Here is a 25041-nt window from a genome sequence, read left to right on the forward strand (position 1 = left end):
TAATTAATAATAAATAAAAAAAGATGGTTTTTTATACATAAGTGCTTATTTGACAATTGCTAATGCAAAACCGTCATGTCCTTTGCATCCTACAGTTTGTATTGCTGTACATGACAAAATTTGTGGGTGGTTTTGCATGGCTTGAAATACATTACGTAAGCCCTCAATACTTGGTTTATGGTTTACAGCATTTAAAATATCACCTGAGCGAATGACATTGTCTAAGAAGATAATCGTGCCAGAGTGGGAAAGCTTAAGACTTAACTCTAAATATTCAGGATAACTTTGTTTATCTGCATCAATAAAAATAAAATCAAAAGTTTCAAAATCCTCAGGAAGGCTGCGTAAAACATCCGCTGCACGTCCAATTCTTAAGTCGATGGTTTGAGGAAGTTTGGCATTATTAATGTTTTCTTGCCCGATTGCTGCATTTGTATCTCGACCTTCAATCGTCAGAATATAACCATCATCAGGTAATCCACGAGCAAGCCATATAGTGCTATATGCAGCAAATGTTCCTAATTCTAAAACACGTTTGCAATGATTCATTTGAATCAACATTTGTAAAAGCATGCCTTGGTTGGGTGCAACTGCGAGATGATCTGGAAAGCCTTTTGCCTCAGTGTTATCTAGCGTTTGTTTTAAAATGGGATCATCTGGAATTAAATGTGAATCGATAAAATTATCAACGTCTGTCCACATTTGTTGCATAGTTCGTCACCTTTATTTTGATGAATGCATTTTATACTTTTCTAACTATACTGCAATTTTTTCCATACAAATCTTTTGCAAAGAGGGTGTTTCGGATGGTTAATTTGATTTATATTTTTACATTGGTTAAAAAACCATCAGAAGTTGTATTTAAACTCCTGATGGTTTGAGTTAATAATTACACATTGATGAGTTTTTGCTTAAATCAGGACCCCATGTTCTATATCCTTGAGTATCAACATGAATTTGACCTGACGCATAAAGACCTAAGCCCATATTAAATTGTGGACCATATTGTTTCCAGAATTGACATAATCTAAATTTGGTATTTTCAATTGCAGCATAGTCTGTAATGTCAGGATTTTCTGGACCGATTCGAAAATCAATGGCTGAATTAAATAAATGCTTTGAAGAGCTTGCGCCACCTGCACATTGATTGAGCGTAAGATCTCTGTATACAGAAGTGACTGTGAAATCCGTTAGAATTTTAGCTGCAATTAAATATTTAAAGACTTTGAGGGTAGGCACTTGGTTTTGCCATATTTCTCGATGTGGTACCATATATTCTGATCGACCACACTTTTGCCAGTCTCGAGCTGTACGCATTAATTCATAGCTTGGAATAATATGTCCGACTTGGTTTTTATTTAAAAAGTTTTCGTAGTCACGGACTTGGGCTAAATTGTCACTGACTGCAAGCCAAGTGTTATAAGTATAAGGCACAACTTTAGGGGGAGGAGTCGGGTGCTCTAAAGATGCTTTTTCTTGTGGGATGTTTATACGCTTACCTGGATATGTTGGCGTAGTATTTTTATCTACTGTAGATGAGCAGCCAATCAAGGTAAGAGAAATAAAGCCAAAAGAAAGCATCGCTTTCAAAAAATGCTTCATTATTTAAATCAATAATTTATTTATATGTTCAGTATCATAATCTAAAATGTAAAAAAAGAATGATAAATATTGAAAATTAATGTGTATGTTCAGTATAAAAAAGATCAGCATATGCTGATCTTTTAATATTACTTTTCAAGATATTGTAATTTATCTGGTTTACCATTCCACTCTTCACGATCATCGGGTTGATCGCCTATTTGCGTAATGTTCGGCCATTTTTCTGCAAGTTCAGCATTGAGTTCAATGAAGACCTCTTGACCTTCTGGCAATTCATCTTCAGAGAAAATTGCATTTGCAGGGCACTCAGGTTCACAAAGAGCGCAGTCAATACATTCATCAGGATTGATGACGAGAAAGTTTGGACCTTCATAGAAACAATCTACTGGGCAAACTTCAACACAGTCTTGATATTTACATTTAATACAATTTTCTGTGACAACAAATGTCATGGCGACAGCTACCTAAAATTTGGTTCTAATTACTGGGGTCTATTTTAGGCAAAAATGGGTACAACAAACAATTCCTTTTATTGATATTTATTATTTAAATCTATGAATAGTAAATTTGATATGATTTTTGTTTATAAATGATAATTAATATCAACTATTTAATGCTCGGAAATACAGTATATTTCCGAGTGAGCCGTTCTATTATGCATTTTTAAGCTTTTCAGAGCCAATCCAGTGTTTTGAAAATTGATAGGCTGCTCGACCTGAACGTTGACCACGTGCCTGGCACCATCTCAATGCTTCTGCTTTTACATCGTCTGAGAACGGCATTTCTGCGAGTGTTAGATAATGTTCCACAATTTCAAGATATAGATTTTGATCCATTGGGTAGAAGGAAAGCCATAATCCAAAACGATCTGATAAAGAAATTTTTTCTTCAATTGCTTCTTGAGGATGTAGTTCTGTGTACTGAGGGACATCAACTTTTTTAATGGGTGTATTTTCATGCATAAATTCTGGCAGTAAATGTCGTCTGTTGCTGGTTGCATAGATAATGAAGTTATTAGAACCAGATTGTAGTGAACCATCTAATACGCTTTTTAGACTTCGATAGTTTTCATCTTCGGCATTGAACGCCAAATCATCGCAGTACACAATATATTTTTCAGGACGATGCGCAATGATTTTTTGAATTTCAGGTAAGTCTGATAAATCATCACGTTCAATTTCAATTAAACGTAATCCTTGAGATTCATATTGTGTAAGCAGCGCTCGAACAATAGATGATTTTCCTGTTCCTCTCGAACCTGTTAGGAGGATATCATTCGCGGGTAAGCCATGTAGAAATTGCAGTGTATTTTGAATAACTTTTTCTTTTTGCCTATTAATGCCTTTTAAATCATCTAGATGGAATTTTTTAGGTTGGTGAATAGGAATGAGCTGCTTATTTTGCCATTTATAAGCAGTTGCAGAAAAATCGGGTTCCAGTTTTAATGGCGGTAATGTTTGCTGTAGTTGCTGTAAAACTTGGCTAAGAGAATCTATAATGTTTTCGGGTAATTGAATGGTAGACATAAGAGACTGACTTTGATTCGTTCATCGGTTGATTAATAGTTAAATGTATATCAATCGTTAACGCTTTGCTACATGAAAGGATTTTTAAAATATTGCAGTATGCATAAAAATTCTGCAATATGAATAAATTGAATATGAAATCCATTGGTATGGTATAGTGGACGAGGTTGGTTATGTTATTTAAGGATTTCTCCCAGAATGTAAACGCTTATAAATCTAAGCGCGTAAAGTTATTAAAACAACAAATTCAACATGCCCAAAGTTATGAAGAATGGAAAGCACTGGCGCTTAAAATTGATGAAGCAACAGGAGCATGGGAATGGAAGTATGACAATACGTCTCCATATTTTGATGCTGCAGTAATCGCATCTCGGTTAAATTTATTAAAGCGTTATAAATCTATGCAGCGTGGCAAAGATTTAATGCATGTTCTGCACGAAGGTTTAACGTATGACGTTGCGAATATCGCACATCCTATGCTTTTTACCGCAACATGTATTGGCACCAAAATTATCATTGAAGATTATATTGACCAGGTGAGTGAGTGCTTAGCCTATATCGCTTCATGTGAATGTACTGATATTAGTTTGAAAGAAAAAATTAAATTCTTTACGGAAAGTAAAGTGGCATATGGTCAACCTGCAATTATGTTTTCTGGTGGTGCAACTTTAGGGCTATTTCATACGGGTGTGTGCAAAGCCTTATACGAACAAGATTTAATGCCTGCTGTTCTCTCAGGTTCAAGTGCTGGCGCAATTATGACAGCAATGTTGGGCGTGGCAAAACCGACAGAAATTGAACATATTCTCAATGGTGAAAATTTTTATGATGAAGCATTTAAGTTCAGAGATTGGAAAGAGGTTATAAAAGGCAATTCTGGATTAGCAGATGTTCGATATTTGAAGCAATTTTTAAAGAAAAATTTAGGTGATTTGACATTTAAAGAAGCATTTGAACAATCTGGGCTTCATATTAATGTCGCGGTTGCTCCGTATGAAGCATCACAAGATGCACGCATTATGAATAAATTTACATCGCCAGATGTGTTGGTTTGGAGTGCCGTTTTAGCGTCTTGTGCTGTTCCAGTTTTATTCCCTCCAGTCAAGTTAACCAGTAAGCGCTATGACGGTAAATATACCTCTTATATGGCCAATACAAAGTGGGTTGATGGCAGTGTCCGAAGTGATTTTCCTCAAGAAAAAATGGCACGTCTATATAATCTAAGCTATACCATTGCAAGCCAAGTAAATCCTCATATTGTGCCTTTCATGCAATCTGATGAAGAGCGCTATCGTAAAGATATGCTGAGCTGGCCAGAACGAATTGCCCGTCGACAAAGTATTGTTATTTCCAGAGGAATTATGGATTTTGCGAGAGAAAGAGCAGAGCGTATGCCAACGATTCGACGCTTGTTAGATTATGGTTATGGCGTGATTGATCAGCGTTACTATGGCGATGTAAATATTATTGGTCGTTTTAATTTACGTGAATATAGCTATATGCTAAAAAATCCAAAACAAAATTTATTTAAGATATTGCAACAAGAGGGGGAAAGAGCGACTTGGCCTAAAATTTCTTCTATAGAGGCACATGCACGCGTAGGTAAGACCATTCACCATTGTCTTGAAAGCTTAAAAGTATTACAGCATAAAGAAAAGCATGCGAGTGCATAACTTATTCTCTATGCAGAAACTGAATTTTGATGCTTTAACATTAAAAACACATGCACAACATATTCAACAAGGGCGCTTATTATATGAATATCAAGATAATAAGCATCACTATTGGATAAAGACGCAGCTTAACGGTATTAACCAACAGTATGAGTACAATTTTCAACGTGAAATTGACTTTTATCAATATGCTCGGGAGAAGATGAGTTCTATTATGCCGTATCACACCATTACTAATGCACCATTGACCCATTCAGATTATGAATTTGGGCAGCAATGCCTTTTGTTAGAACATGTACCAATCTTATTTGACACAGTTCCGCATGATTTAAAAATAGAAAAAATTGTACATTATATGCTACAAGTATTTTCTGCGATTCAATGTTTGCATATGCAAGGGTGGGTTCATGGTGACTTAAAAAAAGAACATATTGGACAAATCAATAGACAGATTAAGTTTTTGGATTTCGAACAAAGTTTTAATTTGCATGAAATTCAACAAATTCAACCGTCTTGTTTAAATGCAACTCCACGTTATATGGCACCAGAATTATTCCATCGTGAAGCAAAAAGTATTGCAAGTGATATTTATGCTTTGGGCATTATCTTTTTAGAGTGGCTTACGAAGAAGCGATTACAAGGAAGAAGCTATCAGGATTGGGCTTTATTACATTGCCAAACGTTAGAAATTGAACTTCCTCGACAGTATATTTGCTTTCAGGGCATTCTAAATCAAATGCTAATGAAGGAAAAAAATCGAAGAGAAGTCGATATTTTTGCTTTAAAAAGACGATTAATCGTTGATATTGTATAAGAAAAAAACAAAAAACAAAGTTTTGTTTTATATTTAATCAAACAAGTGGCTTTTTCATAAAAAGGACTTGTCATGATGGGATGATCTCTATAATATACACAGCCATTGGGGACGTGGCGAAATTGGTAGACGCACTGGATTTAGGTTCCAGCGCCGCAAGGTGTGAGAGTTCGAGTCTCTCCGTCCCCACCAATAAATACTAAGTTCAACTTAATATTTATATTGTAGAGGATTGGTGTAATGGTAGCATGACGGTCTCCAAAACCGTTCGTCAAGGTTCGAGTCCTTGATCCTCTGCCAAATTTAAAATCCAACACTATGTTGGTACCCTGATGGGGACGTGGCGAAATTGGTAGACGCACTGGATTTAGGTTCCAGCGCCGCAAGGTGTGAGAGTTCGAGTCTCTCCGTCCCCACCAAGAATATTAAAGCAAGGTTAATAACCTTGCTTTTTTATTATCTAAAATTTATAAATAAAAAAGCTCATAAAATAATAATGAGCTTTAATAAATGTGGAATATTTATTCTCGTTTTTAAAAATCAATAAAATGATGATTTATGCTTTGAGATGATCTTCGAATTCTTCACCTAATTGCACGGCAAGCGAGTTTCCAGAAAGTTCGCCTGTCACTAGACCATATTCTTTTTTAAAGCTAAATGTAAATCCACGATTATCAGTAAGGCTTTTAACGGAATAACCTAATTTTTCTAACCAAATACGAAATGCAACTAAGTTTTTTGCTTTAACTACTTTTTTCACGAGAAATACTCCTTTATTACTGATGTATTATTTATAGGGGTTGGGTACTAATTTTTAAAGTGTTGAATTGAATAAAATAAGGATAAATTATGTAAATAAATGATTTATTATTGCCTTAAATAATAGATAAAAAAAAAGATAGTGATTTAACTTTATAAAATATAACAATATATTTTAGGGTTTTGATGATGGAGTTGATTTTGCAAATTAATAATAATGAAATAATTTGTTTAATATATTTGTCATTAAAATTGATGGAAAAGTATTTGTACAGCTTGTATGAAATCTTTTGATATATTTTTATCTTAAAGGGGGGTATACATAAAAAAATGAGGCTCGGATTAGGAAGCTTATTGCTCAAGGTCTTCTAGAGCCTAATAGATCATTCAAGGATGGCTACATTGATATTTTCTAAATAGGCTATTTAGAGAAGGGGGCTCTTGGTTTAAAATTCGTGTATCTTTAGATTAAAAGTTATCTTTCCATTCGCGCAGTTTTTTGAAGTCTTGAACATTTTCTGCAATTAAGAACGGATTGGTTTTTAGTTCCAATTCAATGGTACTTGGTAACGTAATTTTGTTGAGCATGCGTAATGCTTCGACTTGTTCAAAACGCTGCTGTATTTCAATATTATCTGGATCTGCGGCTAATGCAAATTGAGCATTGGCAAGCGTATATTCATGTGTGCAATAAACTTTGGTTCTTGGGGGTAATGCAGCTAAGCGATTAAGTGAATGGTACATTTGCTCATATGTGCCTTCAAAAATACGACCACATCCCATGGCAAATAGGGTATCTCCACTAAATAAACTATCGATGGATTCTACATAATAAACAATATGCCCTAATGTATGGCCTGGGACTGAAATAATATCAACAGATAAATCGTTGAAGTGAAATTTTGAGTCATGTTGAACGGGATGGGAGATAAATGGTATTTTACTCAGTTCTTCTCTAGGGCCATAAATTGGAATATTTCGATTAATTAAAAGCTCTGGAACACCGCCAATATGATCTTTATGCCAGTGTGTTAGCCAGATTTGGTTGAGTGTTAATTGGCGTGAATTACAAAACTCTTCAACTAAATTAGCTTCTGTTGGGTCGATTGCGATCACTTCATGTGTGTGTGTATCCTCAATCATCCAAATATAGTTTTGAAGTTGATTTTTGACATCAATATAATGAATTTTAAATTTCATTTTTGTATTTTCCGAATGTGCAATGTGTTATATGAAGCTTAATGTATTAGTCACAGAGTACTATGAAATTTTGCAAATCCATAAATAAAAAAGCGCTAAATTTGCGCTTTTTTATTGAATTAATATTTAGATAGATACAAGTTAATATTCCCAAAACATTCGTTGAATTTCTGTTGGATTTTTAGTTTTTGTTAGAGCCAATGCTGCCAAAATTTTGGCTTTTTGTGGGTTAAGGTCATGTGCAACTACCCAGCCATATTTATCATCGGGTTGTTCCGCATTACGTAAAACAAAACCTTGAGGGACACGAGAGGAACGTATAATTTGGACACCTTCGTTTTGCAATTTAGTTAATGTCGGAACAATATAATTTGCGACAGAACCATTCCCTGTGCCTGCATGAATAATTGCTTTAGCACCTGCCTTTGCATAGGCTTCATAAGCATCTGGTAGCATATTTCCAGATCCATATACAATTTGAACTAAAGGCAAGCTATCGCCTTTAATCTCATCAATATTAAATTCGGAAGATTTATTAAAGCGCTTAGCTACATTTCTAAACCAATAGGGTTTGCCCTCAACAAGCATACCTAACGGTCCCCATTGACTGACAAAGGCATTGGTATGAATGTTAATGGTTTTAGTCACATCACGTGCAGCAAAGATACTATCATTCATTAATATCATGACGCCTTTCCCTTTGGCGCTATCTGAAGCAGCAAGAGCAACGGCACTATATAAGTTAAGCGGACCATCTGCTGACAGTGCTGATGGTGGACGCATTGATCCAACAAGAACGACAGGTTTATCAGATTTAATCACTAAGCTTAAGAAAAATGCAGTTTCTTCTATGGTGTCTGTACCATGCGTAATCACAACACCATTGACGTCAGGCTTTTTTAATAATTCATTGATTTGTCGTGCAATGCTAATGAGTTCTTTATCAGTGATGCTTTCGGAAGCAATTTGCAGTGCTTGTACGCCTGTTACATTGGCGAGATTTTGAATTTGAGGTACTGCATTGAGTAGGTCATTAACCGGCACTTTTGCTGCAGTGTATGTAGCACTATTGGTAGAGTTCGCACCTGCACCAGCAATGGTACCTCCCGTTGCAACGACAACAACATTATTTTTAGCAAATGAGCTAAGCGGGAGAAGTAAACCAATGCTCAGTGTTAATATTGAAAGTGTTTTTTTCATCTTTATTCCTTTGTAATGTTTATCGCTGGATTATTTCTAAAGCGATAATTGAATCCTATATCTGTGTTATTCAATTTATTTTTAGCGGTGTGCAACTTGCATTATAGAATTTAACTTATTTTTTCATTGAAGAGGAGTAGAATCATCGAAAATATTTTAGATGTTCAAGCTGACTATACACTTGAAAGCCGTGCGTTATGAAGTCACTACCTATATTCAACTCTCGTCATGCTATATATTTTTATTGTTAATCATTATTTTGTGCTGTTAATATTATGCTTTTGTATCATGTTTTATGGTGCGATTAAGACTTTGTCAAAATTATTATGATAAAAGGAAATGAAGTAAGGTATTGTCTCTACATTTGTTTTAGATGTTGATTGAATGATAAGAATAAGAAAGATGCTTAATATGAATTAAGCATCTTGGATTTGCATTTAAGCTAAGTGAATAATCAATTTAACGTATTTTTGCTAAGAAACGACCTAAACGTGTTAAAGCTTCTCTTAATTCATTTTCTGCGGGGAGGAAAACTACACGGAAATGATCAGGTGTGGGCCAATTGAATCCTGTACCTTGCACCAATAAGACTTTTTCGGCTTGTAGTAGGTCTAACATCAATTTCTCATCATCTTGGATGTTATAGACATTTGGATCTAGGCGTGGGAAGCAATACATTGCACCTTCAGGTTTTACACATGATACCCCTGGAATTTCGTTGAGCATTTCCCAAGCAATATTCCTTTGCTCATAAAGACGGCCACCTGGGCGAATTAAATCATTAATGGATTGATAGCCGCCTAATGCAGTTTGAATGGCATATTGTGCTTGATGATTTGCACATAAACGCATAGAGGCAAGCATATCTAATCCTTCGATATAATCTGCTGCACGTGTTTTATTGCCTGTAATTGCCATCCAACCAGAGCGATAGCCTGCAATTCGATAAGCTTTAGATAATCCATTAAATGAAATACACAGCTGATCGCCTGCTAATGCTGCAACAGAAACATGTTCTATACCGTCATAAATGATTTTGTCATAAATTTCATCTGCAAATAAAATCAGGTCATATTTTTTTGCTAAAGCCACAATTTGTTCTAAAACATGACGTGGATAAACAGACCCAGTAGGATTATTCGGGTTAATAATAACAATACCACGGGTATTTGACGTAATTTTAGTTTCCATGTCGGCAATATCTGGATACCAACTATTTTCTTCATCACATTTGTAATGAATTGCAGTACCGCCAGATAAATTAACCGCAGCCGTCCATAATGGATAATCTGGCATTGGAATCAGCATTTCATCACCATCATCAAGCAAGCCTTGCATTGCCATCACAATAAGTTCTGAAACACCGTTACCAATATACACATCATTGACGTGCATATTTAAAATGCCTTTTTGCTGATAATATTGGCAGATTGCTTTACGAGCAGGAAAAATACCTTTTGAATCGGTATAACCGACAGCATTCGGTAAATTTAAGGCAATATCATTAATGATTTCTTGCGGGGCTTCAAAACCGAAAGGAGCTGGATTGCCAATATTGAGTTTAATAATTTTATGGCCAGCCTCTTCCATTTCATTGGCCGCTCGTAACACAGGTCCGCGAATATCGTAGCAAACATGCTCGAGTTTAGATGATTTTTTAATTTCGCGTGAAGTGGTGTTACCTGTAACGGACATGATTTTATCCAATAAAAAGTAAGTTTAAGTTATAGATTACTGAAATATCACAATCTATGTTGAAATTTAGCTAGATATTTTCGAACGACTAGCGTAAATATGAGTGTACAGAAGCATGACATTGAATGTAAAAGATTTAAAGGAGTTAGTCATGGGAAAACTCAATAAAACAGAGAGAGAATGGCAAAGAGAGTTATCACCAGAAGAATTTCGTATAACTCGTCAAAAAGGAACAGAGCCTGCTTTTACTGGAAAATACTGGAATACAAAACAAGAAGGAACATATTTTTGTCGTTGTTGCGGTGCAGAATTATTCTCTTCAGAATCTAAATATGACAGTGGATGTGGGTGGCCAAGTTTTTATAAAGCCATCAATAATGTTGCAATTGAAGAACATCAAGATTTGTCTCATGGGATGGATCGAACAGAAATCGTTTGCCATCATTGTGATGCACATTTAGGTCATGTTTTTCCAGATGGTCCACAGCCGACAGGTTTGCGATATTGTGTAAACTCGGCATCGTTAGAACTTAAAACACAAGAAAAAAGTGATGAGGAAACTTATCCATGACAAATATTTATCAGTTTGAAGCCGATTTATTAGATGGCAAACCAAAATCTTTGAAAGACTATGAAGGTAAGGTTTTATTAATTGTGAATACTGCAAGTAAGTGTGGTTTTACCCCACAACTTTCAGGGCTTGAAAAATTATATCAAAAATATAAAGATCAAGGATTTGAAATTTTAGGTTTTCCATGTAACCAGTTTGGTGGACAAGATCCAGGAACGAATGATGAGATAAAGTCATTTTGTCAAAAAAATTATGGCGTGACATTTACCATGTTTTCTAAAGTGAATGTGAAAGGTCCTGAAGCACACACGATATTTCGATATTTAACGAATAATAGTAAAGGTGTTTTAGGCAATGGTATTAAGTGGAACTTTACCAAATTTCTCATTGGTCGAGATGGTTTTGTTTTAAATCGATATGCACCAGCAACTAAACCCACTGCTTTAGAGGATGATATAGAAGCAGCCTTAGTATAATTTAAGCTAATTTATTTAGGGATGAGTATATCCCTAAATAAATGAATAATCGGCAGTTTTATAGAACCCATTTTACGTTAGCATTTAATCTTCAGACACTAGATTATATTCTTTGAGTAATATTCCAATTTGAGTTTGATCCAATTTACTTAAAAGAAGGTGACGCAAAAATTTGGGACCAGGCACATCAAGTTCTTTTCCATCTCTCAATCGGCTTGTGGCAGCAAGAAGACAGCGAATATCATAAGTTGAGTTAAAGACTTCAGGAATGCCGCGTTCAATATCTAATAATGTATATACGGCTTCCATGGGGGTACGAACGGAATACTCTGTAGTAAAGATACAATCTCGCTGTTTCGATTCTGAGAATTGACCAATAAAAGCAAAGTTTTTTGCACCAAGCGGAACAACATCAGGGCGATCTCCTGTTTGGCGAGGCATGAACAATGACGTAATATAAGGCATCATCACTGGAACAGTTTTGGCACCAGTACTTGCAAGTTCTGGAATATCTTCAACTGGAACACCCAGATGATAGAGCCACTCTTGTGTAATTTCTTCACCTGTACAGTCTTGCATTGACTTTTTAATAAAATCACCAGGTGTTTCAACAAACAAAGAATAGACCCAGACCACAATTTGGTCTTGAGGTTGATTTTTAAAATGTGGTTGACGATTAACTGTCCAACTTAGAAGCCATGAAGAATCTTTTGCAGTGACAATACCTCCTGTAACCACTTTGCCACTAAAAGGGTCTCGTTTGGCAATTTTTTCAATGTATTTCGGAATACGATGATCAAGCGTGGTGACGGTTGCAGACTCCCATTTTGTTTCTGCAATATTGGAACAAAATTTTTCTGGATTTCCGAAAGATGAGTATTTTTTCGCAATATTTTTCCATAAATCCCATGCTGGTGCAGGACCCAAGTTAATTTTTGCAGCAGTGTGATGATCACCATAATCAGAATTCTCAGTTAAAGAACCATTGGTAATAAATAGCAGATCATTTGCGGTTAATGCGACTCCACCATTTTCTCCATGATGTGTCCAATGGATATAATTGGCAAGTTTATGATTTTCTGAGATTTCAAAGTCGACATCGTTGACAATCATGTCATATTGAAATTTTACCCCATGATCTTTAAGCCATTTGACCAGTGGTAAGACTAAAGATTCGTATTGATTATATTTGGTGAATTTGAGCGCTGAAAGATTAGGTAAACCATCAATATGGTGAATAAAACGGTGTAAATAGAGTTTGAGTTCTAAGGCAGAATGCCATTCTTCAAATGCAAACATCGTCCGCCAATACATCCAGAAATTACTTTCAAAAAATGCTGTGCTAAATACATCATTAATACGTTTATTTTCCATCTCGTCACGTGTGGCAAGAAAAAATTTAATAATTTCTTTTTGTGCTTGATCGTTGAGTGCAAATAAGTTATCTGTGCGCGCGTCTTGTCCTTGTTGAACTGTTGCTCGTTGTAGTGATGTATTAGGATCATCTTTATTGAGCCAATAAAATTCATCTAAAACACTCGCACCTTCAATTTCTAAAGAGGGAATAGAGCGAAATAAATCCCATAGGCATTCAAAATGGTTTTCCATTTCACGACCACCACGAATGATAAAACCTTTTTCAGGAACATCTAGTCCATCTAATGCTCCTCCAGCAATTGTTTGTTGTTCTAGAATTGTAATTTTATGGCCTAGCATTTGACCATCACGAATGAGAAATGCGGCGCCTGCTAAAGAGGCAAGACCTGAGCCAACAAACCAAGCTGATTTTTTATCAACATCTAACGGTTTGCGGGGACGAGCAAAAGCTTCATAATTACCATTTGAATAATACATTGAAAATAACCGAGTTATATAATGAATCAATATTCATATTAAATGTGTAATTGAGCATAGGTGAGGCATGTAAGAATTTGTATACTTTTGTTTTATAGTCATTTATTAAGTATAACGCAGATCATTTTTCTTTTAATGAGTGTGACTAAGATCAGAGATATGGAAATAAGCTGTTCGTTATTCAAAAATAAAAAACACCTGTGCTGAAACAAGGTGTTTTTTAAGGCTTCTATATTTATAGGATCGCTTTTAGCCTTTGAATTGCTTGTTCACATTGCGTAATATCTGCAACCAATGCCATACGAACATGATTTTCACCAGGATTTCCTTGAGGGGTTTCTCGTGATAAATAACGGCCTGGAAGTACTTTGATGTGTGCTTTTTCCATAAGCATTTTTGCAAAGTTTTCATCATGATCAACTTTAAGCCAATAATAAAAGCCTGCATCTGGTTTTTGCAGCGGTAATAAATGACCTAATTCATTTTGAAAGAGTTCAAATTTAGCACGATAGAGTTTGCGATTGTCTTCTACATGTTGCTCATCATTCCATGCGGTAATTGATGCAAGTTGATGTTGAACTGGCATAGCAGCGCCGTGATATGTACGATATTGCAAATATGGTTTTAAGAGACTAGCATCGCCTGCGACAAAACCAGAACGCATACCAGGTAAATTCGAACGTTTAGAAAGAGAATGGAAAACAACACAATTTTTATAATCGTGTCGTCCGATTTCAGCACATACTTCTAATAAACCGACAGGCGCTTGATCAAACCAGAGTTCGGAATAACATTCATCAGATGCGATGACAAAATTATATTGATCAGATAACGCAATTAATTTCTTAAATTGTTCTTTTGAAAGTACTGCTCCTGTTGGATTTCCAGGGGTACAAACAAATAATAATGCAGTTTTTTCCCAAACTTCAGCAGGAACAGCATCAAAATCGCCAAGATAGTTATTTTCTTCTGTACAGTTAATAAAATAAGGTTTTGCACCTGCGAGTAGTGCTGCGCCTTCATAAATTTGATAAAACGGATTCGGCATGACGACATAAGGAGCATCATCACGATTAATGAGCGCTTGAACAAATGAAAATATTGCTTCACGTGTGCCAGAGACAGGGAGAATATTAGTTTCAGCACTTATTTGTTTTAAATGAAAACGGCGAGATAGCCACTGCGCAATACTTTCTCGTAATTCAGGCAATCCTTTGCTGTTTGGATAGGTTGATAAGTGATTAAAATGATCAATAATTGCTTGTTTTACAAACTCTGGTGCAGGATGCTTTGGTTCACCAATTGACAATGGAATAAGAGGCAGGTCAGCAGGTTGTACCTCTTGAAACAGTCGAGTGAGTTTTTCAAAAGGATAAGGGTGTAATAAAGACAAACTAGAGTTCATGGAAATTAAATACCGAGCAATTTAAATTAATGTTGACCGCAGACTTGATGAGATGCTTCATCCAAAGCTGCTTTTAAACGTGTTGCGAACAGTTGAGCTTCAAGTTCGGTCATAGGCGTACCATCTTTCTTGGTGACATAAAAAATATCTTCTGCACGTTCACCTAGAGTGGCAATTCTTGCAGAATGAATATCAAGTCCTTGCATCATAAACAAACCGCCTACTTTTGCCAGTAATCCTGGATGGTCAAGTGTTGCAATTTCGACCATATTTTGGTTGAGTGCTTCATTTAACGTAATTTCTGCGGTGCTTTCAATGTCAAAATGGCGTAATTGACGTGGAATACGTCTTTGCATGAGACCTGGATATTTATCGGATTGACTGAGAGCGGTAACGAGCGAGTGAATCACTTTTTCCTCTCGTTCTGGATCGGTGAGTAAAGTACCAAAGCGATCTAAAACGACATAGGTGTCTAAGCTAAAAGCTTTTTCTGCTGTAATAATTCGTGCATCTTGAACATCTAAATTCATACGGTCAAGAATGGCAACAGTAGTTGCAAATAAATTAGGTTTATCTTGAGTATAAATAAAAATTTGTACAGCATCTTGTGCATATTTACGGTGTGCCCGCATCAGAACTAATGGGGCAGGATTATCACCATGCTTTAAAATTGCACGTGTGTGCCAAGCAATTTCATCAGGAGATTCTTTTAAGAAATATTCATCTCCGAGCTCTTGCCATACCAGTTCTACTTCAGCGAGAGAAAAATCATTGACTAACATTTCACTGGCTGTAAATTTGGTATCTTCGATTAGCATTTGATAGTCAACAGGACGATCTAAACCAGAACGAATGGTTTCACGTGCTTGTGTATACAGTTGACGCATCAGCGATGCACGCCAAGTATTCCAAAGGGTTGGATTGGTAGCATTAATATCTGCAACGGTTAATGTGTACAAATAGTCCAGATGTTCCATATCACCCATTTTTTCGGCAAATTCTTTGACGACATCTGGGTCGGAAATATCTTTTTTCTGCGCAGTCACTGACATTTGTAAATGGTTTTTAACCATCCAAGCCACTAAGTTGCATTCACGTTCAGTAAGCCCATGCGCTCGACAAAAATGAATTGCATCGGTTGCACCGAGTTCACTATGATCTCCACCTCGACCTTTGGCAATGTCGTGGAAAATAGCCGCAAGATAAACAATATCATGTCGTACAATACGTTGAAAAACAGAGCTTACAACAGGAAAGTCTTTGGCGTAGGCAGGCTCTTTAAAACGACTTAAGTTGCGAATGAGCAAGAGGGTATGTGCATCTACCGTATAAATATGGAATAAGTCATATTGCATTAATCCCATAATTTGTCCGAAAGACGGAATGTAATGTCCCAATACGCCATAGCGTTTCATTGCAACCATTGTTTCATATAAACGTTGAGGAGAACGTAAAATTGCCATGAACAATCCTTGATGAAGCGGATTATCACGAAATTCTTGGTTAATACGTTTTGCTGCTAACGTTAATAGTCTAAGTGTGCGTGCACGAATACCATCAATATTAGGATAGTTTGCAAGTAAATAGAAAATTTCAAGGATTGCACTTGGTCTTTCTGAGAATACTTTATGATGTTGTACGGCAAGCTTGCCATCGACAAGTTTAAAATTCGGATTAATTTCTTCAATACGACGTTCATAACCTGGTAAGCGCGGCGTAATAACGGATTCATTAAAATAAGCCAATAACATTTCATTTAGCGTAGACACTTGTTGAGCCGTTCGATAATAACGCTTCATAAATTGTTCAATTGGATAATTGAGAGATTTTCCTTCTTCACGCAAATAGCCAAACTTTGCAGCAATTTCACGTTGATGATCGAATAACAATCGATTTTCATCACGTTTGGTCATACGATGTAAATGATGACGTATTTCCCAAAGAAAGCTTTCGGCTTCTTCAAGTACCCCAAGTTCAAATTCAGAAATAAACCCTAAATGCACTAAATCATAAATCCGATTGACACGAAAATGACGTTTTGCAATCCAACCAATTTGATTAATATCTCGAATTCCACCTGGCGCATTTTTAATATCGGGCTCTAAATTACTTTCAGTATTATTATATTGAGCATAACGCTTGGTCTGCTCTTGCATTTTTGCATCAAAAAAAGTTTTGTCGGTCCATGCGCGAGACACAATTCGGCGAGGCCACTTGGCTAAATGAGGGTTACCACTAATCAGTCTAGCTTCAATTAGACTGGTTGCTACTGTTAAGTCATTTGTTGCTTGGGTAATACAATCTTGTAAAGTGCGAACACTAATACCTGGCTTAAAATTTCCAACATCCCATAAACAAGAAATAAAACTCGAAATTAATTCTTCGTGCTGAGTTGATATCTCTCCTTCGGATAAAATCATAATATCAACATCAGAATAGGGCAGCATTTCCCGCCGACCATAACCACCTACAGCAAATAATCCTAAATTGGTTTTATTAAGTCCGGAATGTTGCCAGATGAACTCAAGGGCTTCATCAATCAGGTTTGAGCGAGCACGGATTACCTCACGAATGGACAGTCCTTCATCAAAACACGCTTGTAGCTGATTCTCAACATCTGTGCGCCATTGATTAATTGCATTGACATCATGGCTACTTTTAACATAGTTCAGTAAAGGAAGTGTATTAATCATGAACAACTGTCCGTAATGCTGTGATTGATTTAGTTTTGTTGCACTTTAACAAGGTTTGCTGTTTGTTGCGCAAGGTCACGGGCTTGATCTGTTGTTTCAGCACGGGCCGTTGCAACACCCATTCGACGACGTTTAAAACCTTCTGGTTTACCAAAAAGACGTAAATCAGTATCTGGATGTGCTAACGCAAAATTTAATCCAGAAAATGACAAATTAGTATCATCCACACCTGCATAAATTACAGAACTTGCAGCTGCACTGTGGCGACTGGTGTTGACAGGCAGACCTAAGATTGCACGTGCATGTAACTCAAATTCACTTTGAAATTGAGAGGCTAAGGTTACTAAACCAGTATCATGTGGGCGAGGAGATACTTCACTAAACCACACTTTATCGCCTTTGACAAATAATTCCACACCAAAAATACCACAGCCGCCTAGTGCAGTTGTTACTTTATGTGCAATTCGCTTTGCTTCTTCAAGTGCAGGAATGGTCATGATCTGAGGTTGCCAGCTTTCAACATAGTCACCGTCATTTTGACGATGACCAATTGGATCACAATATGAAGTTTCAACCTCACCCGTTTCAGCGTTTTTTGCACGAACTGTCAGTAAGGTAATTTCAAAATCAAAATCAATTTGAGATTCGACAATTACAGTGCCTTGATTGACGCGACCACCTGTTTGAGCGTATTCCCAAGCCGCATCAACTTCCTCAAAGCTTTTTACTCTAGATTGCCCCTTACCTGAAGAGGACATGGTTGGCTTGACAAAATTCGGATAGCCAATGTCATCGCAAGCGGCACGGAAACTTTCTAGGTTATTCGCAAAGCGATAAGCTGAGGTTGGTAAACCAAGCTCTTCAGCAGCAAGTTTACGAATACCTTCACGGTTCATGGTTAAATTTACAGCTTTTGCTGAAGGAATAATGGTTGCAATTTTTTGTTCTTCAATATGAATGAGAACCTCAGTTGCAATGGCTTCAATTTCAGGAACAATTAAATGAGGTTTTACATGATGAATAAGTGATTTTAATTCTGCAGGATTTGCCATATTTAAAGTATATGAAAAATGGGCAACTTGCATTGCAGGAGCGTGATCATAACGATCAGCAGCATGTACTTCTACACCGAGTCTTTGTAATGAAATCACCACTTCTTTACCAAGTTCACCGGAACCTAAAAGTAAAACTTTAAAAGCAGAAGGTTGTAGTGGAGTACCAATAGTCACGCTCATGTTTATCATCCATGCTTGATAATATGGACTTTTAGCATAGCAGAACTGTATAAACACTTCAGTGGTGAATATGGCAAATATTGAATTATTTTAGATATAGATGGTGTAAAAAATAAAATAAGATCAGATTGAAATTGCTTTATTAATGATTAAAATAAACGATATTAAAACCATTAGAAGAAATTATGATTTTTTCTGCTGTTTGAAATGCCAATAAAAATTGCAGCAGATAAGTCAATAAAATAACAAGAAATTGCGGAAGAAATAACAATGTAGATAACGACTAAATTATATGTTTGATCAAAAGAGACAAGTAAAAAACTTAACAATACAGTGACTAATAGAAAATCAAGTAAAGCTTGTAAAAAGTAGGGCAAATTTGAAACTTGATTGGCAAATAATCTACTGAATATAGTGAACCTCATGTTTAAAACAATCAAAAAGTGACTTGCACCTGCATACATCAAATAGAATAAAAATAAAGTCTTCCAATGTGTAAAACCAAAGTGGATGGCAGAGACACCAAAAGCAAATGAAACTGATAGGGTGATACTAAGCAAATTAGAACGATGGTTAAAAAGATTGAGTATTGTAGTCGAATTTACTAGCATATTGCCTGAATGTTTTTAGAGTGACGCTTGAAATGTTAAAGTTAAATCAATCAACATTACTACTCATTTCAGTGGTGATGAGTACTTTGTTATTACAGGCATGTGGAAATAATGAAACCAATGAAAAAGTTGTGATTCAACCTGCACTTCAATTAACCAATGATGCAACGACGTATGCTCAAAAAGCATGGGAATTTATGAATCGCGTAGATGATGTTGTCTATCAGAAAAAAATAGACTTGATCGATGAGCAAGTACGAAAGCCTGCACGTAAATTAACTACAGACTGGAAAATTAATGTCAAAATGACAGATTCAGTCACTGAAGGTAAATATGCTTTATGTCGTAAGGCATTAACAAGTCTTGAAATATGGGCGAGAGAAACTGCAGAAGGCATACCGAATACCGCACAAAAACAAGCAGATTATGAGCGTGATAAAGCACAGTGTAAGGATGCAATCAACAATCCTAAACTTGGCAATACAGATCCTAAGAAAAATGGGGTAGCTGCTTAATTTAATTGTATAAAAAACGAGATGGTCATAATCTCGTTTTGATTTTTCATCCTTCTTAATGCGACATAGTCATGATGCTGAATTATTATAATTCATCAATTTGTAATGCAATATTATTCAGTTGATACACACTCAGAATTTCAATTTCTTTAAATGAAATTTTTAGAATTCCAAGTTTTTCAAACTTTTGTAATTCTTGATTAATGGTTTGTCTAGAACAGATTAACATTTGAGCTAATTGTTCTTGAGATAACCGAATAATATTATTTTCAATTTCAATATGATTTCCATATCCATTTAAAATAAAAACCAAGCGTTGAGCTAAGCGTTGAGAGAGTTTATACGTTTGTATGGCAATTAATTCAGAGAATGCAACACGAAGCTTTTGTGAAGTGAGCTGAGCAATATGAAACCAGAACTGAGGATGAGTGATAAGCAGTTGCTCTAAATCTTTCGCATGCACATGTAAGACTAAAGATTTTTGTACGGTAATTGCATCATGTGAACGGGGTTGTTGATCAACTAAAGAAATTTCTCCAAACCACATAATTGGGCTTGCAAATGCGACAACAGCTTCTCGACCTTCAGTATTACTATTACTTAAGCGAATGGAACCATCTAAAACTGCATAAATGCCATCAAAGTGGTCACCTGAATAGAAAACAGTCTGTTCTTTGTCTAAGGATAATAAGCGAGACTTTTCCAATATAAACTGTTGAAATATTGGAGGTAATGAACTATACCAAAAATTATTATTTAATTTATCAACATGTATTTGATTCAGCAAGATAATATCCTTTATTTCGGTGTCACATCACTTGTCGGATTAACGACAACTTATTGTGATCATCCCTTGTATATTAATAGTATAAAAATGATGGGGAAGGATGCAATGACCAGATTGGAAAAGTTACTCAGTCAATATGCCGCTTATCATCTAGATAAGAGGAATGTGGCTACACATTTTGTTGGTATTCCTTTAATTGTGTTTTCAATTATATGTTTAACAGCAAAAGCAGATTTTATTATTTCTGGATATTCTGTGACATTCGCTTTAATTTTGATGGTACTTAGTACTTTATATTATTTAAGCTTAGATCTATTTTTTGGATTATTAATTGGCATTTTATTTGTGTTGGTTTACCCACTTGCAATTAGAATTGCTGATATGAGCATTACGTATTGGTTAGTGGGGAGTATTTTAATTTTTATAGTTGGATGGATCTTTCAGTTTATTGGGCATTTTTATGAGAAAAAGAAACCAGCTTTTACAGATGATATTATTGGATTAATTATTGGACCATTATTTGTGATGGCGGAGTTTATTTTCGCGATAGGACTAAGAAAAGAGCTTCAACGTACAGTATTTATGGAAGCGCAAAAACTTAGATTAGAAATGGATCATTCATCAGCCAATGTCGAGTCCTCCTAATTTTAATGCTTTATATAAAATTAGAGAAGATTGCTTTTAAACTAAAAGAAGGGATTTATGGTGTTTTATAACTCTCTTTTTTTGTTTTGCACTCCATTCTATCAATTACATTCTAGTAGTTAAGTGAATTGATACATGATTTATAAACATTAGAATTTGATATATGCTGATTGTGAGAGGGACGTAATTTTATCATTAAGGATGAATTTTGGGTCGATTTTTAAAGATATTTTCTAAATTTTGTAAAACTGTCTGAAATACATGTAACGTCTTTGAAAGAAATTAAGATGTTTTATGTCTTTAATTTATTGTTTTATCACTAAATCTTAGATGACTTATAGAGTTGTTTTTTAAAATCCATAGATTTAGTCGACTTTCTAAATATTCGCCCTTTAAAAATATTATAATGCCCATATTGTTAGTAAAGCGTATCAGAAAAGCTTGGTCAAGATTAAGCAATTGATGACGAATTTTTAGTTCTTTTTTTGAGATTAGATTAATTTTTATGAAATTATTTCTTATTATATTCGTAGGCTTAATCCTTGAAATACTTGTTTGGATCGGTGTTGGGGATTTAGTTGGAAGCATGTGGTATGTTTTCTTCTGGTTTATTGCTGCTTTTTTTATCGGTTTAAGTATGGTTCGTAAATATGCAGTTGGTGTAATGCCTCAAATGCAGCAAATGCAGATGGGGCAAATGGGGGGGAACCCAGCATTAGCTAATAATTTACCTAAGATTATTGCTGGTATCTTGTTGATGATTCCAGGATTAATTACAGATGTATTAGCGGTATTAATTTTGATTCCAGGCGTGCAGAACCTATTTAAGAATGTCATGATGAATATGATGATGAAGCGTCAGCAAGACATGATGAGTAAAATGATGGGTGATATGAATGGTATGGGTGGTGCTCAAGGGCAAAACCCATTTGCAGACATGATGCGTCAAATGCAAGAGATGCAAGCTCAGCAAAATGGTCGTGGTGATTCTAGTGTGATTGATGGGGAAGCACGTGAAATTACACCTGATGCTAAAAAGATTGAAATGAAAGATATCAATCCTAAGTAAAAATATAAAAAGCTGAACAAATGTTCAGCTTTTTTTTTGAAAAAAATAAAAAATATAAATAGTTAAGTTTATAATTCATCATCTTTTTAAACTCGATGAACTGATGTCATTACTTTTCACCATTTGTCTTCTGCATTTTGTCGCACAATTGAGTCCAGGCCCTGATGTTTTACTTATCGCAAAAAGCTCAGCATCAACCTCTAAATTAAATACTTTTAAAATTATTTTAGGTATTTCAATGGGGATTGTCGTTTGGGTCATACTCACGTTGTCTGGATTTACCTTGTTGATTGATGAGTTTCCATGGATTCAGCAAGTATTGATGTTAGTCGGTGGATTTTTCTTGGCAAAAATGGGGTGGGGAATGTTGAGTTTTGGTTTGAAAACACTCAACAAAGATTTTAGTTTAGAATCTAATGAACAACTTAACAGTCAAAATTATTTTTTATTAGGGTTATTTACGAACTTAGCGAATCCGAAAACCCTTATTTATTTTAGTAGTGTGTTCTCTTTGGCCCTGACGGCATCGGCATCGACTGAAATAAAAACATATTTGGCTATTATTATTCCTATACAGACGCTTTTTGTTTTTACTTTATTCATGTTCATCATGTCATTGCCAGTAATGAAGAAGCTATATGTAAAATCTGGCAGTTATATTGATATTTTATCAGGAGCATTATTCTTAATATTTGCAATATGGTTGTGGCTAGATGCATTAAACATTATTTAGTGTCTGGCGAGGGTGAGATTTGTATGTCCTCTTTTAATGTGAAAGGTGGAGAAAGATCTTTCTGTGGTGTTCGTTGATAAGTATTCGGTTTAAGTGACGTTTCAGTATTTTCTGATCCTTGATATTGACGACTTCGGTTGGCTCTTTCCCTTAAGCCGCCTTTTTTGATTAATTGAGTCATGTTTTACTCTAAATTGATTTAGCTCATAATTTTAGCTTAAATTGAACTATAATGAATGAAAAATTAGGATTAAAATAATCATAGAAGATTTCAAACTCATTTACTACATAGTTTGATGGTATGAAGGTTGAATTTTATTTTTTCTGTATTACTATATAATGAAACTATTCATGTTATTTATAAAAATAGTTACACAGTCGAAATAATAATTATGATATTGGGAGGGTATTATGCTTTATCGTCAGTATCGATGTGGTTGTTGTAATAGTGTTGTTGCATCTTATGAAAAAGAATGTCCAAGATGTGGTTCACACCATATTAAAAGTCCTTATGGTTTTTGGATTTTATGTTTTTTAGTGTGCTTTTCATTTATTGTCATTTTTAAACTGATACATTTTTACAAAAATGAATCTTATGTGGAAAGTACAATAAGTGATGAAAATATTATAAAAAATATTACGCAGAGTAAAAAATAGTCAATTAAAAAGCCCACATGGCGTGAGCTTTTTCATATCACTAAAAGTAACTTAAAGACCTGCAGAGGCTTTAAGCGCTTCTACTTTATCTGTTTTTTCCCACGTAAAGGCAGTATCAGAACCATCTCGACCAAAATGACCATAAGCTGCAGTTTGCTTGTACATGGGTTGAATTAGATCAAGCATACGTGTAATACCGTATGGACGTAAGTCAAAATGCTCGCGCACCAACTGAATAATTAAGTCGTCAGAGATTTTTGCTGTATTAAAGGTATTGATAGAAATAGAGGTTGGTTCTGCAACGCCAATAGCATAGGATACCTGAATTTCACATTTATCTGCTAATCCAGCAGCAACAATATTCTTGGCAACATAACGCCCAGCATAGGCAGCAGAACGGTCAACTTTAGATGGGTCTTTACCTGAGAAAGCACCGCCACCATGACGCGCCATACCGCCATACGTATCAACAATAATTTTACGACCCGTTAAACCACAGTCACCAACTGGTCCACCAATCACAAATAAACCTGTTGGGTTAATATGAAATTTAGTTTCTGGATGGAACATTTCAACTGGGATGATTTTTTTGACAATTTCTTCAATAACAGCTTCTTTTAAGTCTGCTTGAGAAATTTCAGGGTCATGTTGTGTGGAAAGTACAACAGCATCCAAACGAACAGGTTTACCATTTTCATAAGCAAACGTAACTTGGCTTTTTGCATCTGGACGTAACCAAGCTAAAGTACCATTTCTGCGTAATTCTGCTTGTTTTTCCATTAAGCGATGAGCATATGAAATTGGTGCAGGCATAAGCACTTCAGTTTCACGGCTTGCATAGCCGAACATTAAACCTTGATCTCCAGCGCCTTGATCTTCAGGCTTTTGGCGATCTACACCTTGTGCAATTTCAGGAGATTGTTTACCAATCATGTTGATGACTGCACAAGTTGAACCATCAAATCCTAAGTCTGAATGATGATAACCAATTCCATTTACGGTTTGACGCACAATGGCTTCGAAGTCAACATTCGCAGTTGTTGTAATTTCACCAGCAAGTACAACTGCACCAGTTTTTACAAGCGTTTCACATGCTACACGTGCATATGGGTCTTCTTTTAAGATTGCATCCAAAATGGCATCACTAATTTGATCGGCCATTTTATCTGGATGGCCTTCGCTTACAGATTCTGAAGTAAATACAGCGTACTCGCGCATAAGTCCTATCACAGTAAAATTCATAGACGCGTTATGTTACATCGACTTTAATATTAGAGCCAGCCAATATGAGTTGATTTGGGTGATTTTATTTCAATTTTAG

The 25041-nt window shown here is 35.6% G+C and carries 24 protein-coding genes, 3 tRNA genes and 1 pseudogene; 12 read left to right on the forward strand and 16 right to left on the reverse strand.

What is annotated here, in order from left to right:
- Window positions 1–45 precede the first annotated feature (45 nt).
- The 4 genes from B9T31_RS02130 to B9T31_RS02145 all read right to left on the reverse strand — a co-directional run bounded on the left by B9T31_RS02130 (window position 46) and on the right by B9T31_RS02145 (window position 3128).
- Window positions 46–711, reverse strand: a complete 666-nt coding sequence (locus B9T31_RS02130) for an O-methyltransferase (protein ID WP_086180304.1) — start codon at window positions 709–711, stop codon at window positions 46–48.
- Window positions 712–882: 171 nt separating this feature from the next.
- Window positions 883–1602, reverse strand: coding sequence for a D-Ala-D-Ala carboxypeptidase family metallohydrolase (locus tag B9T31_RS02135; protein WP_086180305.1), 720 nt, complete (start codon window positions 1600–1602; stop codon window positions 883–885).
- Window positions 1603–1730: 128 nt separating this feature from the next.
- Window positions 1731–2054, reverse strand: a complete 324-nt coding sequence (fdxA, locus tag B9T31_RS02140; protein WP_086180306.1) for a ferredoxin FdxA — start codon at window positions 2052–2054, stop codon at window positions 1731–1733.
- 201 nt (window positions 2055–2255) lie between these two features.
- Complete coding sequence (locus B9T31_RS02145) at window positions 2256–3128, reverse strand: ATP-binding protein (RefSeq protein WP_086180307.1); 873 nt, start codon at window positions 3126–3128, stop codon at window positions 2256–2258.
- A gap of 173 nt (window positions 3129–3301) precedes the next feature.
- Between B9T31_RS02145 and B9T31_RS02150 the strand changes: the two genes are divergently transcribed.
- From B9T31_RS02150 to B9T31_RS02170, 5 genes are all read left to right on the forward strand, one after another.
- Complete coding sequence (locus tag B9T31_RS02150) at window positions 3302–4801, forward strand: DUF3336 domain-containing protein (RefSeq protein WP_086180308.1); 1500 nt, start codon at window positions 3302–3304, stop codon at window positions 4799–4801.
- Window positions 4788–5615 carry a protein kinase domain-containing protein gene (locus tag B9T31_RS02155; RefSeq protein ID WP_086180309.1) on the forward strand — a complete coding sequence of 276 codons (828 nt, stop codon included), beginning with the start codon at window positions 4788–4790 and terminating at the stop codon, window positions 5613–5615. Before B9T31_RS02150 ends, B9T31_RS02155 begins: the two co-directional genes overlap by 14 nt.
- A 107-nt stretch (window positions 5616–5722) precedes the next feature.
- Window positions 5723–5807, forward strand: a tRNA-Leu gene (locus B9T31_RS02160).
- Between the two features lie 34 nt (window positions 5808–5841).
- Window positions 5842–5915 (forward strand) — tRNA-Trp (locus tag B9T31_RS02165).
- 34 nt (window positions 5916–5949) lie between these two features.
- Window positions 5950–6034: transfer RNA gene (locus tag B9T31_RS02170), tRNA-Leu, on the forward strand.
- Window positions 6035–6171: 137 nt separating this feature from the next.
- Here the strand turns inward: B9T31_RS02170 and B9T31_RS02175 are convergent.
- From B9T31_RS02175 to B9T31_RS02190, 4 genes are all read right to left on the reverse strand, one after another.
- Window positions 6172–6375 (reverse strand): hypothetical protein, encoded by a 204-nt coding sequence (locus B9T31_RS02175; protein ID WP_086180310.1) that lies wholly within the window; start codon window positions 6373–6375, stop codon window positions 6172–6174.
- 467 nt (window positions 6376–6842) lie between these two features.
- Window positions 6843–7574, reverse strand: coding sequence for a hydroxyacylglutathione hydrolase (gene gloB, locus B9T31_RS02180; RefSeq protein ID WP_086180311.1), 732 nt, complete (start codon window positions 7572–7574; stop codon window positions 6843–6845).
- A 141-nt stretch (window positions 7575–7715) separates the two neighbouring features.
- A complete protein-coding gene (locus B9T31_RS02185) occupies window positions 7716–8774 on the reverse strand; it encodes an asparaginase (RefSeq protein WP_086180312.1) in 1059 nt (352 codons plus the stop codon).
- Window positions 8775–9233: 459 nt separating this feature from the next.
- Window positions 9234–10469 carry a pyridoxal phosphate-dependent aminotransferase gene (locus tag B9T31_RS02190; protein WP_086180313.1) on the reverse strand — a complete coding sequence of 412 codons (1236 nt, stop codon included), beginning with the start codon at window positions 10467–10469 and terminating at the stop codon, window positions 9234–9236.
- Window positions 10470–10620: 151 nt separating this feature from the next.
- Between B9T31_RS02190 and msrB the strand changes: the two genes are divergently transcribed.
- Entirely contained in the window at window positions 10621–11040 is a 420-nt protein-coding gene (gene msrB / locus B9T31_RS02195; protein WP_086180314.1) for a peptide-methionine (R)-S-oxide reductase MsrB, read from the forward strand.
- Window positions 11037–11516, forward strand: a complete 480-nt coding sequence (locus B9T31_RS02200) for a glutathione peroxidase (RefSeq protein WP_086180315.1) — start codon at window positions 11037–11039, stop codon at window positions 11514–11516. The genes msrB and B9T31_RS02200 overlap by 4 nt, the downstream gene beginning before the upstream one ends.
- A gap of 84 nt (window positions 11517–11600) precedes the next feature.
- On the opposite strand, the gene B9T31_RS02205 is transcribed toward B9T31_RS02200, so the two are convergent.
- The 5 genes and pseudogenes from B9T31_RS02205 to B9T31_RS17960 form a co-directional block, all read right to left on the reverse strand.
- Window positions 11601–13370, reverse strand: coding sequence for an oleate hydratase (locus tag B9T31_RS02205; protein WP_086180316.1), 1770 nt, complete (start codon window positions 13368–13370; stop codon window positions 11601–11603).
- Window positions 13371–13605: 235 nt separating this feature from the next.
- Complete coding sequence (gene dapC / locus B9T31_RS02210; RefSeq protein WP_086180317.1) at window positions 13606–14775, reverse strand: succinyldiaminopimelate transaminase; 1170 nt, start codon at window positions 14773–14775, stop codon at window positions 13606–13608.
- A gap of 26 nt (window positions 14776–14801) precedes the next feature.
- The gene (glnD, locus tag B9T31_RS02215) at window positions 14802–17468 is read right to left on the reverse strand and encodes a [protein-PII] uridylyltransferase (protein ID WP_086180318.1); all 2667 of its coding nucleotides are present in this window, start codon (window positions 17466–17468) and stop codon (window positions 14802–14804) included.
- A 29-nt stretch (window positions 17469–17497) separates the two neighbouring features.
- On the reverse strand, window positions 17498–18712 hold the full coding sequence (gene purT, locus B9T31_RS02220) for a formate-dependent phosphoribosylglycinamide formyltransferase (RefSeq protein WP_171264662.1): 1215 nt from the start codon (window positions 18710–18712) through the stop codon (window positions 17498–17500).
- 164 nt (window positions 18713–18876) lie between these two features.
- A pseudogene (locus tag B9T31_RS17960) lies at window positions 18877–19248 on the reverse strand (hypothetical protein); the annotation flags it as partial.
- A 98-nt stretch (window positions 19249–19346) separates the two neighbouring features.
- Between B9T31_RS17960 and B9T31_RS02230 the strand changes: the two are divergent.
- Window positions 19347–19829, forward strand: a complete 483-nt coding sequence (locus B9T31_RS02230) for a hypothetical protein (RefSeq protein WP_086180389.1) — start codon at window positions 19347–19349, stop codon at window positions 19827–19829.
- Window positions 19830–19914: 85 nt separating this feature from the next.
- On the opposite strand, the gene B9T31_RS02235 is transcribed toward B9T31_RS02230, so the two are convergent.
- Entirely contained in the window at window positions 19915–20616 is a 702-nt protein-coding gene (locus B9T31_RS02235) for a Crp/Fnr family transcriptional regulator (RefSeq protein WP_086180321.1), read from the reverse strand.
- Window positions 20617–20721: 105 nt separating this feature from the next.
- Here B9T31_RS02235 and B9T31_RS02240 point away from each other — a divergent pair, with 105 nt between their 5' ends.
- The 3 genes from B9T31_RS02240 to B9T31_RS02250 all read left to right on the forward strand — a co-directional run bounded on the left by B9T31_RS02240 (window position 20722) and on the right by B9T31_RS02250 (window position 23063).
- Window positions 20722–21261, forward strand: a complete 540-nt coding sequence (locus B9T31_RS02240) for a DUF962 domain-containing protein (protein ID WP_086180390.1) — start codon at window positions 20722–20724, stop codon at window positions 21259–21261.
- Between the two features lie 505 nt (window positions 21262–21766).
- Window positions 21767–22330, forward strand: a complete 564-nt coding sequence (locus tag B9T31_RS02245; protein ID WP_086180322.1) for an FxsA family protein — start codon at window positions 21767–21769, stop codon at window positions 22328–22330.
- A 103-nt stretch (window positions 22331–22433) separates the two neighbouring features.
- Window positions 22434–23063: a LysE family transporter gene (locus B9T31_RS02250; protein WP_086180323.1), complete on the forward strand. Its 630-nt coding sequence runs from the start codon at window positions 22434–22436 to the stop codon at window positions 23061–23063.
- On the opposite strand, the gene B9T31_RS02255 is transcribed toward B9T31_RS02250, so the two are convergent.
- The gene (locus tag B9T31_RS02255; protein WP_086180324.1) at window positions 23056–23244 is read right to left on the reverse strand and encodes a hypothetical protein; all 189 of its coding nucleotides are present in this window, start codon (window positions 23242–23244) and stop codon (window positions 23056–23058) included. The two genes, B9T31_RS02250 and B9T31_RS02255, sit on opposite strands and share 8 nt — an antisense overlap.
- Window positions 23245–23474: 230 nt before the next feature.
- Here B9T31_RS02255 and B9T31_RS17965 point away from each other — a divergent pair, with 230 nt between their 5' ends.
- Window positions 23475–23720 carry a hypothetical protein gene (locus B9T31_RS17965; protein WP_086180325.1) on the forward strand — a complete coding sequence of 82 codons (246 nt, stop codon included), beginning with the start codon at window positions 23475–23477 and terminating at the stop codon, window positions 23718–23720.
- Between the two features lie 51 nt (window positions 23721–23771).
- Here the strand turns inward: B9T31_RS17965 and metK are convergent, their stop codons facing one another.
- On the reverse strand, window positions 23772–24938 hold the full coding sequence (gene metK / locus B9T31_RS02265; protein WP_086180326.1) for a methionine adenosyltransferase: 1167 nt from the start codon (window positions 24936–24938) through the stop codon (window positions 23772–23774).
- Between the last annotated feature and the right edge of the window lie 103 nt (window positions 24939–25041).

The sequence above is a fragment of the Acinetobacter sp. ANC 4558 genome, from assembly GCF_002135375.1.
GTDB lineage: Bacteria > Pseudomonadota > Gammaproteobacteria > Pseudomonadales > Moraxellaceae > Acinetobacter.

What these genes read in the sequence shown, in the direction of transcription:
- purT (WP_171264662.1), bottom strand. Translation starts at nt 18,712, where the DNA reads ATGATAAACATGAGCGTGACTATTGGTACTCCACTACAACCTTCTGCT.
- B9T31_RS02255 (WP_086180324.1), bottom strand. Translation starts at nt 23,244, where the DNA reads ATGACTCAATTAATCAAAAAAGGCGGCTTAAGGGAAAGAGCCAACCGA.
- metK (WP_086180326.1), bottom strand. Translation starts at nt 24,938, where the DNA reads ATGCGCGAGTACGCTGTATTTACTTCAGAATCTGTAAGCGAAGGCCAT.
- B9T31_RS02240 (WP_086180390.1), top strand. Translation starts at nt 20,722, where the DNA reads ATGACCAGATTGGAAAAGTTACTCAGTCAATATGCCGCTTATCATCTA.
- B9T31_RS02230 (WP_086180389.1), top strand. Translation starts at nt 19,347, where the DNA reads ATGTTAAAGTTAAATCAATCAACATTACTACTCATTTCAGTGGTGATG.
- B9T31_RS02200 (WP_086180315.1), top strand. Translation starts at nt 11,037, where the DNA reads ATGACAAATATTTATCAGTTTGAAGCCGATTTATTAGATGGCAAACCA.
- glnD (WP_086180318.1), bottom strand. Translation starts at nt 17,468, where the DNA reads ATGATTAATACACTTCCTTTACTGAACTATGTTAAAAGTAGCCATGAT.
- B9T31_RS17965 (WP_086180325.1), top strand. Translation starts at nt 23,475, where the DNA reads ATGCTTTATCGTCAGTATCGATGTGGTTGTTGTAATAGTGTTGTTGCA.
- B9T31_RS02250 (WP_086180323.1), top strand. Translation starts at nt 22,434, where the DNA reads ATGTCATTACTTTTCACCATTTGTCTTCTGCATTTTGTCGCACAATTG.
- fdxA (WP_086180306.1), bottom strand. Translation starts at nt 2,054, where the DNA reads ATGACATTTGTTGTCACAGAAAATTGTATTAAATGTAAATATCAAGAC.
- dapC (WP_086180317.1), bottom strand. Translation starts at nt 14,775, where the DNA reads ATGAACTCTAGTTTGTCTTTATTACACCCTTATCCTTTTGAAAAACTC.
- B9T31_RS02155 (WP_086180309.1), top strand. Translation starts at nt 4,788, where the DNA reads ATGCGAGTGCATAACTTATTCTCTATGCAGAAACTGAATTTTGATGCT.
- B9T31_RS02130 (WP_086180304.1), bottom strand. Translation starts at nt 711, where the DNA reads ATGCAACAAATGTGGACAGACGTTGATAATTTTATCGATTCACATTTA.
- B9T31_RS02150 (WP_086180308.1), top strand. Translation starts at nt 3,302, where the DNA reads ATGTTATTTAAGGATTTCTCCCAGAATGTAAACGCTTATAAATCTAAG.
- gloB (WP_086180311.1), bottom strand. Translation starts at nt 7,574, where the DNA reads ATGAAATTTAAAATTCATTATATTGATGTCAAAAATCAACTTCAAAAC.
- B9T31_RS02145 (WP_086180307.1), bottom strand. Translation starts at nt 3,128, where the DNA reads ATGTCTACCATTCAATTACCCGAAAACATTATAGATTCTCTTAGCCAA.
- B9T31_RS02185 (WP_086180312.1), bottom strand. Translation starts at nt 8,774, where the DNA reads ATGAAAAAAACACTTTCAATATTAACACTGAGCATTGGTTTACTTCTC.
- msrB (WP_086180314.1), top strand. Translation starts at nt 10,621, where the DNA reads ATGGGAAAACTCAATAAAACAGAGAGAGAATGGCAAAGAGAGTTATCA.
- B9T31_RS02205 (WP_086180316.1), bottom strand. Translation starts at nt 13,370, where the DNA reads ATGTATTATTCAAATGGTAATTATGAAGCTTTTGCTCGTCCCCGCAAA.
- B9T31_RS02245 (WP_086180322.1), top strand. Translation starts at nt 21,767, where the DNA reads ATGAAATTATTTCTTATTATATTCGTAGGCTTAATCCTTGAAATACTT.
- B9T31_RS02135 (WP_086180305.1), bottom strand. Translation starts at nt 1,602, where the DNA reads ATGAAGCATTTTTTGAAAGCGATGCTTTCTTTTGGCTTTATTTCTCTT.
- B9T31_RS02190 (WP_086180313.1), bottom strand. Translation starts at nt 10,469, where the DNA reads ATGTCCGTTACAGGTAACACCACTTCACGCGAAATTAAAAAATCATCT.